Source organism: Scandinavium sp. (assembly GCF_051650185.1).
GTDB lineage: Bacteria > Pseudomonadota > Gammaproteobacteria > Enterobacterales > Enterobacteriaceae > Scandinavium.
This window is the reverse complement of sequence record NZ_JBOFIN010000086.1, coordinates 24128-39763: the sequence shown is the minus strand read 5'-3', so window position 1 is coordinate 39763 and position 15636 is coordinate 24128. Positions and strand designations below refer to the sequence as shown.

The window sequence follows — 15636 nt, the reverse complement described above, 5'->3', positions numbered from 1 at the left end:
AATAGGAAGGATCAGTGAGGATTTCTTGATAACCGGTCATTGAAGTATTGAAAACGACTTCCCCAACCGCCGAACCTGTTGCCCCTATGGCCCGACCGTGAAACTGGGTTCCGTCTTCCAGAACCAAAAGCGCTGACTTAATCAAAACATCCTCCGGAGAATATTCACTCAGTTTATTTGCATATTAATTCACTCGGTATCATGAATCAATGCAAATCTGCTGCTCGCGAATTTTGTGCAAACGGCGGCATTCTGGGGATTAACGAGGATAAAGTCAACGTAAAACCGGGTTTTTTTATCTGTTTTTACGCCACTGGTCGGTAGTGAGCTGTAAAGCAGGCAAAAAGATCAGCTAAATGCCATTCGGTAAACGCTTGCGCACCAGGATAACTGTGAATGGGCTTATGGGAAAGAGAAAAAGTGGACCAGATGGTCAAAACTTACAATTACTCAACACAAAACAGAGTGAATGGTCATGTTTTTGCAGGATTGGAAGTTAAATACTAAATAAGAAGGTAAAATTAAAGGGCAATAAAATATTGCCCTCTGCAATCAACAAGTTGAGATTGCCACAACCACATCACGATGGGGTAATAAACTTACAAATTGTTGAGATCAAGGACATCTCGCATATCAAAAAGACCATTACGCTTCTCTTTCAGCCACAAAGCGGAACGAACAGCGCCATTGGCGAATGTCATACGGCTTGAGGCTTTATGCGTAATTTCAACTCGTTCGCCGATATCGGCGAACATCGCCGTATGTTCGCCGACAATGTCGCCAGCACGAACGGTGGCAAAACCAATGGTGCCCGGCACGCGTTCACCGGTATAACCTTCACGGCTGTAGACCGCGCACTCTTTCAGATCTTTATCCAGTGCATGAGCAATCGCTTCGCCCATCGCCAGCGCGGTGCCTGATGGTGCATCCACTTTGTGGCGGTGATGCGCCTCAATGATTTCGATATCGGTGTAATCGCCCATCACCTTCGCCGCTTTTTCCAGCAGCTTGAGCATCACGTTTACCCCGACGCTGAAGTTGGCGGCGAAAACAATCGCAATACTTTCGGCGGCTTCGCGAATTGCCTGTTTACCCGCGTCGTCAAAGCCAGTGGTGCCGATAACCATGCCTTTCCCGTGTTCACGGCAAAAAGCCAGGTGCTTCAGCGTGCCTTCAGGACGGGTAAAATCGATGAAAACATCGAAATCATCTTTTACGCCATCAAGGCTGCTCTGCACCTTTACGCCAGTCGCACCAATACCTGCCAGCTCGCCTGCATCAGCGCCTAACAGTGAAGATCCTTCACGCTCCAGCGCCGCGCCGAGCTTCACGCCCTCAAGCTGCGCCGCAGCCTGAATCAGTTGCCGTCCCATACGGCCGCCCGCGCCAGCAATGGCAACGCGGATGTGTCCATCTTGCATATCTATTCTCTTCGTTAATACATTGTGAATCGTTTTCAGAGTAACCAGCGTCCGCATGGGCCGCCACTCTTAAACGGCGATAATTAGAATTTAACGTGAAACTCAGGCCGATATCAGTAAAAAGCATGATCGCTAGCGAAATCCGCAGGATTCACGAACCACCAGCGCAGGCGGCAGGATGATCCTTTTTGGCGGTTCGTCATTGCCCTGAATCCGGCTGAACAGCAGCTCTCCCGCTTTGCGGCCTATTTCTTTAGCGGCAACCGAAACTGTTGTCAGCCCAGGCTGAACCAGCGCCGCTTCCGTAATATCATCGAAGCCAACCAACGCGAAATCCCTTCCCGGTTCGCGCCCCGCTTTGCGCAGCGCCAGCATGACGCCCAGGGCGACAATGTCCTGATAGCAGACGGCGGCGGTTATCTCCGGATAGCGTTCCAGCAGCCTTTCCGCCACTCTCGCGCCGTCACTTTGTGTCGCCTGTGACGTCACAATCCATTCAGGTTTAGGCGACAAGTTATGCTCCAGCAGCTTACTGGTAAAGCCGCCAATTCGCTGTGCGCGGGTGCCTGAATTTTGGCTCCCGCCGATGAAGGCAATATTTCGGTGCCCCATTTTTAACAAATGCGCGGTTGCCATTTGCGTGCCGAGGAAATTATCGGTGCCGACAAAATCGAAGTCAGGGTCATCAAGCGGACGAACCACCATAATCGCCGGAATATTGCGACGCTTCAGACCATCAAAAAAGGCCTGAGGTGTGCCGCGAGCCGCGCAAAGCACCATTCCGCAAGCGCTGTTGCGCATCAGCGAATCGACAAACTTCTGCTGCCGCTCCTCCGACTCTTCGCTGTTTGCGAGGAACAGCAGCATTTCGTGGCGCTCCATTTCATGGCTGAGCCCGGCAGTCATTTCGCCATAAAAAGGGTTGGTGATGTCATGCAGCAGTAAACCAACCTGGTTGCTGCTGCGGTTACGTAAATTGGCGGCGGTCTGGTTGTAGACATAACCGGACTCGTCCAGCGCTTTTAATACTCGCTCGCGCGTTGCCTGCGAGATGCGCCCGCGGTTGCGCAGCACCATCGATACCGTTGCCGTCGAGACTCCGGCTTTCTCCGCTACCTGCGCCAGCGTGACTGTGGTCATGGTTCTTTCTCCTCTGCTTCCCACAGATTAATCGAATAACCTGTTTTTTGCATCTCTCCCTGTGAGATGTCTCACAACCGCTGACGTTAACGCCCTGATATTGCCCGTTTTGCCGGGTTAATCCCATTAACCACTCTTTTATCTTACGGTTAATCGATTAATCTCAACAAGGTAAGAAGTGGACGCAAGGACAGATCGATACACTTTGGGGGCCCTAATGCAATTAAGCAGTGTGACAACGGCAAAACTGATCTTTCTGGATAAAGCGTGGCAAAACCGACGCGAGATTATCGATGCGCTTTGCCAGTGTCTTTATGAAGAGGGCGCAGTCAGCGATAAAGCGTTATTTGAAGAGGCCGTCTGGCAGCGGGAACAGCTTTCAGAAACGGGTTTTGAGCAAGGGATCGCCATTCCACATGGCAAATCTTCCACCGTAAAACGCCCGACGTTTGCCGCGGTACGCCTGACGCAGCCAGTGGAAGACTGGCCGACAATGGGGGGCGAAGACAGCGTTTCACTGGTTTTTTTACTGGCGGTGCCAGATGGCGACGACGCAGGCCATCTGCGACTGCTTTCCTCGTTAAGCCTCGCGCTGATGGACGAAAATAACGTCGCGGCATTAAGAGCGGCACCCACCGTTGACGCGTTTCTGGCGAAGCTGGATGTCAGCGAAGCCCCGCAGGAAAAAGTTGTCGTCAATGAAAGTGGGAAAAGCCTGGTGGTCATCACCTCCTGTTCCGCCGGGATCGCCCACACCTACATGGCCGCCGAAGCGCTGGAGAAGGCCGGCGCGGCGAAAGGCATTCGCGTATACAGTGAAAAACAGGGAGCCAGTGGCACCGAAGATGAGCTGACGCCGGAACAAATCGCGCAGGCCGAAGGCGTGATTTTTGCGGCGACCCTGCCGCCAAAAGGCCGCGAGCGCTTCGCCGGAAAACCTTTCATCAGCACCTCCGTGTCCGAGCCGCTGAAAGACGCGGAAGGCCTGATCGACAGAATTTTGCAGCAGCCGGACGGCATTGTGGCTGCGGACGCTAACGCTACAACCGTCACATCCTCGCGGCCGCAGTCCTTTGGCGCGCGGCTGTATCAGGGCGTATCGAGCGGCATTTCTTACATGATCCCGGTGATTGTTGCGGCGGGTCTGATGATTGGCATCGGGCAGCTTTCTGCCAGCATGGTGGGCGTGACTGCCATTGGCGAAGCGCGCTACGGCAGCGATCCGAATACCTTTTTGCAGATCTGCCACTACCTGACGCAGTACGGCAATATGATCATGAAGTTTATGTATCCGGTGTTTGCGGCCTTCATGGCTTACAGCATTGCCGACAGACCGGGGCTGGTGCCGGGCTTTATCGGCGGTGCGTTTGCGGGCGGATTGCACTACACATTGTGGGCGCAGACAGGCGGCATTCCTTCCGGGTTCCTTGGCGCATTGCTGCTGGGGATGATCGCCGGGCTGCTGGCTGATTGGCTCAACCGCCACATTCACCTGCATAAACACCTTCAGGCGATGAAGCCGATGCTGATTGTGCCGGGCATTTCGGTGCTGGTTATCTTCTTCCTCAATTTTTACTTTGTCGATCCTGTGTTTGGCGGCATTAACCGTTTCTTCCAGCAGTTTATTCTCGACCACGGTAACTCCAGCGCACTGACGCTGGCGGTGATCATCACGTCGCTTACGGCGTTCGATCTCGGCGGCCCTGTGAATAAATCCGCTGGGGCGATCGCCATCGGGCTTGCTGCCGATCATATCTTCCCACTCACTGCGCGCGTGTTGGGTATTGTCATCCCACCGATTGGCATTGGCCTGGCGACGGTGATCGACCGCTATGTCGTGCGCCAGCGCGTGTTTGACGAAAACCAGCGCGTGACAGGCACCACTTCGCTGATCCTAGGTTTTCTCGCCATTGGCGAAGGGGCGATCCCGTTCATGTTGAAAAACCCGGTAATCACCATCTCCATCAACATTACCGGGGCGATTATCGGGTCGCTTATTGCCATCAGCTTTGGCTCCGTCCAGTGGTTCCCGCTGCCCGCAATCTGGGGCTGGCCGCTGGTGCAAAACCTGCCTGCTTATCTCGCGGGCATGACCACTGGCGTGTTGTTTATCGCCTTCGCTAACGTTTTTGTCCGCTTTTATCTGATTAAAGCCGGCAAGATGACACTGAATTAACCGGGAAAGGGTTATGACTCGTAAAGATGTCTACGTTGTGCCCCACTGCCACTGGGACGCCGAATGGTATTTCACCTGCGAAGACTCGCACATTCTGCTGATCGAAAATATCGACTACCTGCTCGACCTGCTGGAAAGCCGTGAAGATTTTCCGAGCTACATCTTTGACGGGCTATCGATTGTGCTGGACGAATATCTTCAAATTCGCCCGGAAAACGCCGGGCGGTTACGTAAACTTATCCGCGAACGGCGGTTGCAGGTTGGCCCCTGGTACACGCAGTGTGACTCCCTGTTGATCCGCACGGAATCGCTGATCCGCAATTTGCAGTGCGGCATCAACATTGCCGAAGGGTTTGGCCACAGCATGAACATCGGCTATATGCCGGATATTTTTGGGCAGCACACCTGGCTGCCCGCGCTGTATCGCGATTTGGGCATTGAGTACTGTGTACTGCAACGCGGGGTGTATACCGATCAGCTAGACGGCGATCTGAATTTTAAATGGCAGGCACCGAATCAGGTCTCGATTGCGACAAACTATCTTTATTACGGCTACGGACCGGGCAAATTTTTAGCCGCCGACGACGACTATCTGACACACCGCCTGCTGCCGATCCTGCAACGCCTCGGCGAGATGAACAGTCATACCGACAACCTGCTGCTGCCCTGCGGCGGTGATCAGGTTCTGCCGAACGCCCTATTCCCACAAACTGTCGAGAAGCTGAATCAGCTCGGGCTCCCTTACCACTTTAAAATGGCGAGCTATGAGGACTACATGGAAGAGACGTGGCGCGAGCACGATTTCAGCCACACCATCGAAGGCGAGCTGTACGCCTGCCAGAAATCACGTATTCACCGAACCTGCCACTCAACCCGTTACGACATCAAACGCCAGACCTGGCAGACGGAACACCTGCTGCTCGATAAGCTCGAACCGCTCACCGTCATAGCCAGCCAGCTCAACATCCACTGGCCCGAACCGCTGATGGAAGAGTTGTGGAAGAAAGTGTTCTCCGCGCACGCTCACAACGGCATCGAGGCCAGCAACGCCGATGCGGTAAACCACAACATTATCCATCGTCTGATGGGCGTTGAGCGCTCCGCGCTTAGCCTTATCAATCTGCTAAAAAAGAAAATCAGCCACAGCATTGCGGCGACGCTCGGCGAGAGCAACATCCTGGTTGTCTTCAACTGCGATCTTCACCCGCATTACCAGCTGGTGAGCGCCGTGGTCTTTACGCAGCAACAGAATTTCACCCTGAGCCGCAATGGCGTCACCGCTGCGCATAGCGTGGTTAGCCAGCAGCGCTTGAGCGGCGGGCAAAGGGTGATCGTCACCGCGGCTGGGGAAAAACTCGAAGCGGTGGAAGACTACTGGCGCAGTGAGATCCTGTTCCCGGTCAGCGATCTGAACGGTCTGGGTTATCAGACCTGGCAGGTGAATGAAACGGCGTCTGCTGTCTCTGTTTCGTTACCGCAGCTTAGCCAAAGCATCGAGAACGATTGTTATCGCGTCGACATCGACAATGGCGACATCACACTCACCGATCGCCACTCCGGAGAACGCTACCCCGCTTTGTTGCACTTTAGCGATTGTGCCGACGATGGCGATGAGTTCGATTTCGCGCCGCTTGAACACGACACACCGCTTACGGCAAGTCCATTCAAAGTGATCGCAGCCGAGACCCTCGCCCATACCGCGTGGATGACGCTGGAATGCTCGCTGCAACTTCCGTCTGATATCACTCATCGTAGAGCGAAAGAGCGTGATCAGAGCATGACGATCCGCACCCGGCTGGAACTGCGTCAGGGTGAAAACTGGCTGCGCGTGCAGCATGAACTGACCAACGCCGCCTGCGATCACCGTCTGCGTGTGCATCTGAACACGCCGATTTCATCCCCTCAATTTAGCTGGGCCGATCAGGGCTTCTCTTTAGTGCGCCGGGAAACGGTCAGCCGCTACGTCGACGGATGGCGTGAAAAAGGCTTTGTCGAAAAACCGGTGCCGATTTACACGATGGAAAACGGCGTCTTCCTGCGCGACGACACCCACTGCGTTGGTGTACTGACCAAAGGTATCAAAGAGTACGAAGTGCTGCCTGAAAATAATGCTCTGGCGCTGACGCTGTTCCGCAGCGTAGGCCTGCTTGGCAAAGACGACACGCCGTGGCGACCAGGCCGCGCCTCTGGCATCAACAACAAAGTGGTGCCGACCCCGGACGCACAGATGCTGCAAACCATGGTGTTCGACTACGCCGTGTTCATTACACCACCGCAGTCTGATACGGCTCTGTTTAGCGCCTGTACTCGCTACCGCGAACGCTATCTGACCTATCAGTTTCAGGCATTGAATACCTTTGAGGAGCGCCTTGAGCGCTTCACGCTGCCGATGCCTTCTGCCCCGCAGAAACTGGCCGCCGAGTGGCTCTCACTCAGCAATCCGCAGATTCAGGTGAGCCTGTGCAAACCAGGATCAATCGGCGAAATCACGCTTCGGCTGTTCAACCCCGGCGAGCAGGAAGAGACGTTCAGCCTCACCAGCCCTTATGCGCTGCAACTCTGGCGCGTGTCGCTGCGTGATGAAAAGCAAGAGCCGCTCTCAGGCGAGATTACGCTGAGGCCCTGTGACTATCTGACGTTAAGCCTCGCTTTGGCGCAATGAGGGAGACCCGCATGAAACCGACGACCTACGATAAATTTCCTGAAGTGGCCGTTCAGGGCCATGACCACGAAGCCTTGCAAGGCTGGCCAAGCGTCATTTCATCGCTGCGCGACAGGCTGACTTCATCAGCAAAAACAGTGCTGGTTATCGACTGCTACCCAGGCGTACGGCTGGCGGAACTTGAACCACACCTCGCAGGACTGAACGCCACACTAACGCTCAATGTGGAATCTGCGCGGCAAAACGAAGTAGCGCTGCATACGCTGCTGGCAAGAAACCTGACGGATGACCGGGTGTTCGGCGTGCAGTCCTGCCATCAGCTCCGCGAGTTTTTTGATGCCGACCGCCTGGAGGCTTTGCGCCAGCAAATTACCAAAGTGCAGCAAGGCCTGGTGATTGTTTACGGGCCGGGAGCGGCACTGGCGCATGACGGCGACGTGCTGGTGTACGCCGACCTGCCGCGCTGGGAAATTCAGCAGCGCATGCGCAGCGGCGAACTTGGCAACTGGGGCGTGGAAAATCAGGATGAGGATATTCTGCGCCGCTATAAGCGTGCGTTTTTCATCGAATGGCGCGTGTTCGACAGGCACAAAAAGCCGTTGCTCAAACGCACCGATTTCCTGCTGGATACGACTCAAACGGACTTACCGAAACTGGTCAGCGGCAACGCGCTGCGCGCCGGGTTATCGCAAACCGCACAGCGCCCTTTCCGCGTCGTTCCGTTCTTCGACCCTGGCGTCTGGGGCGGCCAGTGGATGAAAAACCAATTCGATCTCGATCCCTCGAAGCCTAACTATGCCTGGTGTTTTGACTGCGTGCCCGAGGAAAACAGCCTGTTGCTACGGTTTGGCGACGTGCGGATCGAGATCCCTTCTATAGATCTGGTGCTCTTACACCCGCGCGAACTGCTGGGTGAGAAAGTGCACGCCCGCTTTGGCGCGGAATTCCCGATCCGCTTCGATTTCCTCGACACCATCGGTGGGCAAAATCTGAGCTTCCAGGTTCATCCACTGACGGAATATATCCAGCAGCAGTTCGGCATGCATTACACCCAGGACGAGAGCTATTACATTCTGGAAGCGGAACCCGATGCCGTGGTGTATCTCGGCACCAAAACGGGTACGGAACCTGCGGAGATGTTTGCCGATTTGCATAAAGCGGCACGAGGAGAAAAAGCGTTTGATGACCAGCGTTTTGTTAACCAGATCCCGGCACGTAAACACGATCACTTCCTGATCCCGGCGGGCACCGTGCACTGTTCGGGCTCCGGCACGATGGTGCTGGAAATCAGCGCTACGCCGTACATTTTCACCTTCAAGCTCTGGGACTGGGGAAGGCTCGGCCTCGACGGCTTACCGCGTCCTGTCCATCTGGATCACGGTGAGCAGGTGATTGACTGGCAGCGTGATACACAGTGGGTTAACGAGCATTTGGTTAATCACGTTGAACCGTTGGGTGAAGGTGACGGCTGGCGCGAAGAGCGCACGGGCTTACACGAGCGAGAGTTTATTGAAACCCGCCGCCACTGGTTTACGCAGCCGGTCACTCACCACACGCAGGGCGGTGTCAATGTGCTGAACCTTGTGGAAGGTGACGAAGCCCGCGTTGAAAGCCCATCTGGCGCGTTTGAGCCCTTCGTCGTGCACTACGCCGAAACCTTTATCATTCCGGCAGGCGTGGGCGAGTATCGCATCACTCCGTGGGGCAAAGGTTGCGGGCAACAGCTGGCCACCGTAAAAGCCTGGGTCAGGGGGTAAACATGATCCACATTATCGTCGCGTCGCATGGCCCACTGGCAACGGCACTGATGGCCAGCGCCAACATGGTCTATGGCGACTTACCCGGAGTTTACGCCGTCACGCTCAACGAGAGCGCTGGCATTGAAGGGTTTAAACAGGATTTTGCCGCGATATCAGGAGAAGCCCGAAAGCACGCTGATGGCGTGCTGGTGTTATGCGATATGCAGAGCGGCACACCGTGGAATGTGGCCTGTCACGCGGCATTTTCACCTCAGACAACGCCTCCCATGGCCGTGCTGGCAGGCGTAAACCTGCCGATGCTGCTGCAAACCGATGATATTCGCGAGATGACAGACGTTCATCAGGCGGCTGAGCACCTGCTCTCTCTGACCCAACCCACACTGGTGATTGCCGCCCCGGTAACGCTTTTACACTCTGATGATTTTTAAGGAGTTCATGATGAGTCTTTCCTTTGTTCGCATTGATGATCGCGTTATCCATGGACAGCTGGTGACCCGCTGGGCAAAAGAGCTGCCTTGCGACGGCATTGTCGCCATAGACGACGCCGTTGCGGCCGATCCGCTGCTCTCTTCGGTGATGAAAGGCGCGGTTTCTGACATCAAAGTCTGGCTGTTTGATACCGCCACCGCCATCGAAAAACTGCCGAAAGTGATTGCCAGCGAGAAGCGTTATTTCGTCATTGGCAAATCTCCCGTCACCCTACAGCGCATTGAACAGGCCGGGATCAGCCTGAAAAACAGTAACGGGAAAATCAACGTTGGCCCGATGAGTGCCCGCGCGAACACCACCACCATTGGCCCAAACCAATCGGTCAACGCGGAGGAGATCGCCGCCTTCGAGTGGCTGAGCGCCCAGGGCCATCAGGTCGAGTTTCGTCTGGTGCCCGATGCGAGCCATTACAGCTGGCAGGACGCCCGGCAAAAACTGAAATAAGGAGCAGAAGATGATTTTCGAAGCTACCCTGATTGGCCTTCTTTGTTATCTCGGTGCGCTCAGCAGCCCCTGGCTGTTTGGCCTGACCGGCGGCTGGTATCTGATTACCCGTCCGCTGGTCTCCGGGATGCTGGTTGGCCTCATCCTCGGCGATGTCAAAACCGGCATTATGATTGGTGTTGCCGTACAGGCTGTCTACATCGCCATGGTTACGCCGGGCGGTTCCATGCCCGCCGACTTAAACTTTGTCGCTTACCCCGCCATTGCGCTGGGGATTTTGTCCGGTAAAGGGCCGGAAGTGGCGGTCGCCCTGGCAGCGACAATCGGCATTGCCGGCACCATTCTCTTCAATACCATGATGGTGCTGAACTCCTTCTGGAACCACCGGGCGGATACCGCGCTAGAGCGTGGTGATGAACGCGGCATTTACCTCAACAGCGCCATCTGGCCGCAGACAACCAACTTCCTGCTGCGTTTTATTCCTACGTTCATCGCCGTCTATTTCGGCGCGCAGTACATCAGCGGTTTTATGGACAGTCTGCCGAAAGTGGTGATAGCCACCATGAGCGTGCTGGGCGGCATTTTACCGGCGGTCGGTATCGCTATCCTGCTCAAACAGATCATCAAAAACTACACCATGCTGATTTACTTCCTCGTGGGCTTTATCTGCATTGTGTTCCTGAAGCTCAACATGGTGGCGCTGGTGATTGTTGGCGCGCTGCTGGCGCTCATTCACTATAACTACAAGCCGGAAGCTCCGCAGCCTGCCGCTGCGGCCACGAAGGCTGACGATGAGGACGAATTCTGATGGAAGAACGTAAACTCACCCGCAAAGACCTGCGCCGATGCTGGCGCGCGTGGATGATGCATAATCTGTCGTCGATGAGCTTTGAACGTCTGGAATCTTTTGGCTTCTGTCTGAGCATGCTGCCGGTCGCCCGCAAGCTTTATCCCGATGCTGCTCAGCGCACCGAGATGCTGCGCCGTCACGCCTCCTTCTACAACACCGAGCCGCAGATAGGGGCCATTGTCAACGGCATGGTGCTGGGGCTGGAGGAGAAAAAGGCCAACGGCGAGCCCATCGACGGTGAAACGATCAACACCCTGAAAGTGGGCCTGATGGGGCCAATTGCCGGGATCGGCGACTCGATGATCCCGGGCATGCTGATCCCGATTCTCCTCAGCATAGGTATGGCGCTGGCGGCAGGTGGCAATATTCTGGGGCCGCTGTTTTACACCGTCGCCTGGCTTGCAATCATCGTGCCCGGGTCGTGGTTCCTGTTTCTCAAAGGTTACCAGATGGGTTCCGGTTCGGTCGAAATGCTGGTCAGCAGCAAATCGACCCGTCTGCGTGAAGCGCTGTCATTGCTGGGTGTCTTTGTGATGGGCGGCGTGGCGGCAAGCTATGTGAAGCTTGGCACCGGGCTGGAATTTATCACCAAGGATGGCGTGAATATTCACGTGCAGCAAATGCTCGACGGAATCTTCCCGCAGCTATTACCGCTGATTGTGGTGCTGGGAACGTGGTATCTGATGGCGAAGCGTGGCGTGTCGCCAGTGAAAGCGATGATTCTGCTGCTGGTATTGGCAGCTGTTGGCGTTGCTACAGGGCTGTTTGCATAGTGCCCGGCGGCACTGCATTTGCCAGGCCTACACGATCCCGTAGGCCGGGTAAGCGCAGCGCCACCCGGCAATTATTATGGATGGAAATTGCGCCACAGCGCGGCCGTTTTATCCGGCCGGGAAATGAACTGAAAACGGGCCGGGTCTTCAACGAACTGCTGGTAGATAGGTTCGCTGGTGATGCCAAATTCGCGGTATTCCCGCGGTGTGACCATCTGCAAACGACCCGCAACATAGTGTGAGTTGTGCTGCCAGATAATCTGCTGCTCCTGCAACAGCGGATACCAGGCGAGCCCTTTGTGTGCCCTCACCGCGTCGTATTCAAAACCATATTCTCTGTCGCACCACGCGCCGAACGTCAGCGGTTCATCAGGGCTGGCGGAGATTGTGGCGTGCCCCCAGCCGGGCGGCACCAGCACCTTTTCGCCAGGGCCTGCAATCACCGCAAAACAACGCCCGGGATCGTCCGCCACATACTCCTGCATGTAGATGATGGCTTTGCCCTGCCAGACCTCATACAGCTCCGGCGGCGACCAGCCGCTGTGCTGGCTGATGCGGTGAATATGCCCCTGGCTGCGGATGGGCTCCTCGCCCAAACGCCCTGCGGCATACGTGACCACGCCAAACAGCAGCATCCTTTTTTTAAGCTCTTCCCGATCCTGTAAACGTGCGACGTCCATGGCGATGGCATAAACCTCTTCCGGCCCCTCACAATCCGGCTCGCGCAAAGACGCTCGAATCTGATCGAGGCGACGAATTTCTGGCATCGGCCCAATCACCTCTTCGCCGTAGGTAAATCCCAGAGAAGGGTGATGGACGGTCATATCCAGCCCGTAGGGCAGTCTGGTTTCAGCCATTCTGCACCTCTTTCGCCATCAGTTTGAGATTCTGTACGGTCACGCGCTTAGCAAAGCCGCCTGCAAGCGAAGCGTAATCATGCCCGGCAACGCTCGGCCAGACCGCCAGAGCGGATAATATCTGGCTATCTGTGTTGATAAGACGATGAGCCGTAAAACCGGCAATGATATGCACTGAACCGGGATGCACCTGTTCCAGCCGCACCTTGCCTTGTTCATTTTGCAAAAGCAGCAGCCCTTCGCCCTGAAGGCCAAAGTAGACCTCGCCCTGTTCGCGCCGGGCGTGAAAATGCCCGCGAGTCATAAAATACTCATCGCCAACGCAGCCAGGATTCAGGTGAGTCACCCCGGTGTAAAGCTCGCCATCGCCAGAAGGCGAGTCGAACATCTCCACGGAGTAGACTGGCTGCGAAGGATCGCAACGCTGCCACGCATCAGTATCAGCAAACACGCCAGCCAGATCGCCAAGATGCGTCGTTTTTCGGATCAACGGTGCGCGTGACAGAGCACCGTTTGCCCATGCCACGTGAGGTGGCAGATGAAGAAGGGTTTTCATGTTTCTCTCCGGCCCGAGGAGAACAACATGGAGAGCATAGCAGATTAATCGATTAACCTTGCACAATTGAGCCGCATTAGCGAACTCACTCACATATTCAGATTAAGGCGCCAGGGCAAACACCTCTTCCACCCAACGCCGGAAGCCTTCAACATCAAGATCCAACGCAACCTGGGCATTGGCCGGTTGACCGAGACGTCCTTCGATATCCACGACGGTAGTGCCCGACGTGTACGTTCCCTGAGTTTCAACGGCAACAAAGCAAGATTTCAGGGTGAACAGTTCAGGACGAACCAGCCATGCGATGGCGCACAGGTCGTGCATACGTAAGCCGTTTGCCATACTGCCGCTGCGATAGTGGCTAAACAGCGAATGGAGCATTTTGCCTGTCTTATTAAGCTCAGGCAGTTTCGCCAGAGACTCCGGCGTTAACATCGCCTGATTCGTGACGTCGAGACCGCACATCACAATCTCTATCCCGCTCTGGAAAACCCGCGCTGCGGCTTCAGGATCAATCGCGATGTTGAACTCGGCATTCGGCGTAAAGTTACCTCGCCCGGCCGAACCGCCCATGATAACCAGACGTCGGATATTGAATTTGCACTCCGGATACTGGGTCAGCAGCAGCGCAATATTGGTTAGCGGCCCAATCGCCACCAGCGTCATCGGTTCTGTCGCACTCATCAGCTTATCGCGAATCGCCATGAAAGCAGGTTTTGCCAGAGGCTGACGCTGATGATCGACGAAGTCATACCCTTCCATCCCCGATTCGCCGTGGACGTAGGCTGCATCACGCAGCGGACGCAGCAGTGGCGTTGCCGCACCTTGAGCCACCGGAATATCAGCCTGCCAGAAATGCAGCAGTTGCAGCGCGTTGCGCGTTGTTTTTTCCACGGAAACGTTGCCTGCCACCGTGGTGATCATTTGCAGATCGAGCTCAGGGGCAAACAGGGCGGCGGCGATGGCCGCGGCATCATCAATGCCGGGATCGGTGTCGAGAATGAACGGTAAGGGCATGGTTCCTCCATAAAAAAAGCCAGGTGGTTAGCCTGGCATTCTTTCATACTTTGCGGACAAAAAACTTAGTCCACTTCGCGGATATCGAGCCGCAGCTCTTTCGGCACTTCGAAGACAATGTTCTCTTCGCGACCTTCCAGCGGAACCGCTTCGCCGCCACCCAGCTCCTGCAAGCGGGAAATAACATTCTGCACCAGAATGTCCGGCGCTGAAGCCCCAGCCGTTACGCCAACGCAGCTCGCGCTTTTTACCCACTCTTCCTGGATGTCGGTGGAGTCATCAATCAGAAACGCGGCCTTACCCATACGCTGAGCCAGTTCTGCCAGACGGTTAGAGTTAGACGAGTTTTTCGAGCCGACCACCAGCACCACATCTGCACGCTGCGCCAAATCTCGCACAGCTTCCTGACGATTGGTGGTGGCATAGCAGATATCGTCTTTGCGCGGGCCGATGATTTTGGGGAAACGTGCACGCAGCGCATCAATCACGTCAGAGGTGTCATCCACGGAAAGCGTCGTCTGGGTCATAAAGGACAGTCTGCCTTCATTCTTGACATTCAGCTTCCAGACATCTTCCGGCGACTCGACCAGATACATTCCCCCTTCCGGGTTGCTGTACTGGCCCATGGTGCCTTCCACTTCCGGGTGCCCCGCGTGCCCGATCAGGATCGACTCTTCACCACGACGGCTGGCGCGAGCGACTTCCATATGCACTTTGGTCACCAGCGGGCAGGTCGCATCGAAGACTGTCAAATCACGGCTCTTCGCTTCGTTACGCACCGCCTGAGAAACGCCGTGCGCTGAGAAAATCAGAATGGTGCCGTCCGGCACTTCGCTAATCTGCTCGATAAAGATAGCGCCGCGCTGACGCAGGCTGTCGACCACATAGCGGTTATGTACCACTTCGTGGCGAACATAAATAGGCGCACCGAAAATCTCCAGCGCGTTTTCAACAATGCTGATAGCGCGGTCTACACCGGCGCAGAAACCGCGCGGGTTGGCCAACAGGATCTGCATTTTACGCCTCCAGTGCCGGGTCTATCTCCAGCACTTCAATATCAAAATGAACGGTACGTCCCGCCAGCGGGTGGTTGAAATCGACGGTGATGGAATCCCCGTTAACTTCACGAATAACCCCTGGCATCTCGCTGCCATCCATTGCAGTAAAGAGCATGATTGCGCCGATTTCCGGCTCACCTGCGTCCATGAACTCGCGACGAGAGAAGTACTGGATAAGATCCGGACTTGGTACGCCAAACGCCGCATCAGGCTCCAGAGAGAAGGTGGTTTTATCGCCTTCTTTCAACCCTAACAGATGCTGTTCAAGGCCTTCTGACAGCGAGGCATCGCCAAGGCGAAACAGCGCCGGTTTGCCGTTGCTGCGCGTGGATTCAGCGGTAGAGCCATCATCCAGTTTCAGCGTGAAGTGCACCAGCACTGCGCTATTGCTCTGTACAGATTTAGACATGCAGGTTTGCTCATTAGTTATGCC

15 protein-coding genes are annotated in these 15636 nt (G+C 55.5%); 7 read left to right on the top strand and 8 right to left on the bottom strand.

Translation table 11 applies throughout. The annotated features are described in order from the left end of the window. The 3 genes from ACRCWW_RS11080 to ACRCWW_RS11070 form a co-directional block, all read right to left on the bottom strand. Nucleotides 1–145 (bottom strand): carbamoyl-phosphate synthase domain-containing protein (locus tag ACRCWW_RS11080; protein WP_438682465.1); only part of this gene is annotated, 145 nt, incomplete at its 3' end. Between the two features lie 454 nt (nucleotides 146–599). Continuing rightward, nucleotides 600–1421, bottom strand: a complete 822-nt coding sequence (gene dapB / locus ACRCWW_RS11075) for a 4-hydroxy-tetrahydrodipicolinate reductase (RefSeq protein WP_438682464.1) — start codon at nucleotides 1419–1421, stop codon at nucleotides 600–602. A gap of 132 nt (nucleotides 1422–1553) precedes the next feature. Continuing rightward, entirely contained in the window at nucleotides 1554–2561 is a 1008-nt protein-coding gene (locus tag ACRCWW_RS11070) for a LacI family DNA-binding transcriptional regulator (protein ID WP_438682463.1), read from the bottom strand. 217 nt (nucleotides 2562–2778) lie between these two features. Here ACRCWW_RS11070 and ACRCWW_RS11065 point away from each other — a divergent pair, with 217 nt between their 5' ends. Genes ACRCWW_RS11065 through ACRCWW_RS11035 form a run of 7 tightly spaced genes read left to right on the top strand, consistent with a single transcriptional unit; the run spans nucleotide 2779 to nucleotide 11715 of the window. Beyond that, nucleotides 2779–4737: a fructose-specific PTS transporter subunit EIIC gene (locus tag ACRCWW_RS11065; protein WP_438682462.1), complete on the top strand. Its 1959-nt coding sequence runs from the start codon at nucleotides 2779–2781 to the stop codon at nucleotides 4735–4737. Nucleotides 4738–4750: 13 nt separating this feature from the next. Beyond that, nucleotides 4751–7399 carry a glycoside hydrolase family 38 C-terminal domain-containing protein gene (locus ACRCWW_RS11060; protein ID WP_438682461.1) on the top strand — a complete coding sequence of 883 codons (2649 nt, stop codon included), beginning with the start codon at nucleotides 4751–4753 and terminating at the stop codon, nucleotides 7397–7399. 11 nt (nucleotides 7400–7410) lie between these two features. Next, a complete protein-coding gene (locus tag ACRCWW_RS11055) occupies nucleotides 7411–9156 on the top strand; it encodes a class I mannose-6-phosphate isomerase (RefSeq protein ID WP_438682460.1) in 1746 nt (581 codons plus the stop codon). 2 nt (nucleotides 9157–9158) lie between these two features. Further along, a complete protein-coding gene (locus tag ACRCWW_RS11050; RefSeq protein ID WP_438682459.1) occupies nucleotides 9159–9587 on the top strand; it encodes a PTS sugar transporter subunit IIA in 429 nt (142 codons plus the stop codon). 10 nt (nucleotides 9588–9597) lie between these two features. Then, the gene (locus tag ACRCWW_RS11045) at nucleotides 9598–10092 is read left to right on the top strand and encodes a PTS system mannose/fructose/N-acetylgalactosamine-transporter subunit IIB (RefSeq protein ID WP_438682458.1); all 495 of its coding nucleotides are present in this window, start codon (nucleotides 9598–9600) and stop codon (nucleotides 10090–10092) included. Nucleotides 10093–10102: 10 nt separating this feature from the next. Beyond that, a complete protein-coding gene (locus ACRCWW_RS11040) occupies nucleotides 10103–10900 on the top strand; it encodes a PTS mannose/fructose/sorbose/N-acetylgalactosamine transporter subunit IIC (RefSeq protein ID WP_438682457.1) in 798 nt (265 codons plus the stop codon). Further along, nucleotides 10900–11715: a PTS system mannose/fructose/sorbose family transporter subunit IID gene (locus ACRCWW_RS11035; RefSeq protein ID WP_438682456.1), complete on the top strand. Its 816-nt coding sequence runs from the start codon at nucleotides 10900–10902 to the stop codon at nucleotides 11713–11715. Before ACRCWW_RS11040 ends, ACRCWW_RS11035 begins: the two co-directional genes overlap by 1 nt. 74 nt (nucleotides 11716–11789) lie before the next feature. Here the strand turns inward: ACRCWW_RS11035 and ACRCWW_RS11030 are convergent, their stop codons facing one another. From ACRCWW_RS11030 to fkpB, 5 genes are all read right to left on the bottom strand, one after another. Next, complete coding sequence (locus ACRCWW_RS11030) at nucleotides 11790–12572, bottom strand: glucose-6-phosphate isomerase family protein (RefSeq protein WP_438682455.1); 783 nt, start codon at nucleotides 12570–12572, stop codon at nucleotides 11790–11792. Further along, the gene (locus ACRCWW_RS11025; RefSeq protein ID WP_438682454.1) at nucleotides 12565–13128 is read right to left on the bottom strand and encodes a glucose-6-phosphate isomerase family protein; all 564 of its coding nucleotides are present in this window, start codon (nucleotides 13126–13128) and stop codon (nucleotides 12565–12567) included. The genes ACRCWW_RS11030 and ACRCWW_RS11025 overlap by 8 nt, the downstream gene beginning before the upstream one ends. A gap of 102 nt (nucleotides 13129–13230) precedes the next feature. Beyond that, a complete protein-coding gene (gene rihC, locus ACRCWW_RS11020) occupies nucleotides 13231–14145 on the bottom strand; it encodes a ribonucleoside hydrolase RihC (RefSeq protein WP_438682453.1) in 915 nt (304 codons plus the stop codon). Between the two features lie 65 nt (nucleotides 14146–14210). Beyond that, nucleotides 14211–15161 (bottom strand): 4-hydroxy-3-methylbut-2-enyl diphosphate reductase, encoded by a 951-nt coding sequence (gene ispH / locus ACRCWW_RS11015; protein WP_438682452.1) that lies wholly within the window; start codon nucleotides 15159–15161, stop codon nucleotides 14211–14213. Nucleotide 15162: 1 nt separating this feature from the next. Next, entirely contained in the window at nucleotides 15163–15612 is a 450-nt protein-coding gene (fkpB, locus tag ACRCWW_RS11010) for an FKBP-type peptidyl-prolyl cis-trans isomerase (RefSeq protein WP_330982268.1), read from the bottom strand. Nucleotides 15613–15636: the final 24 nt, after the last annotated feature.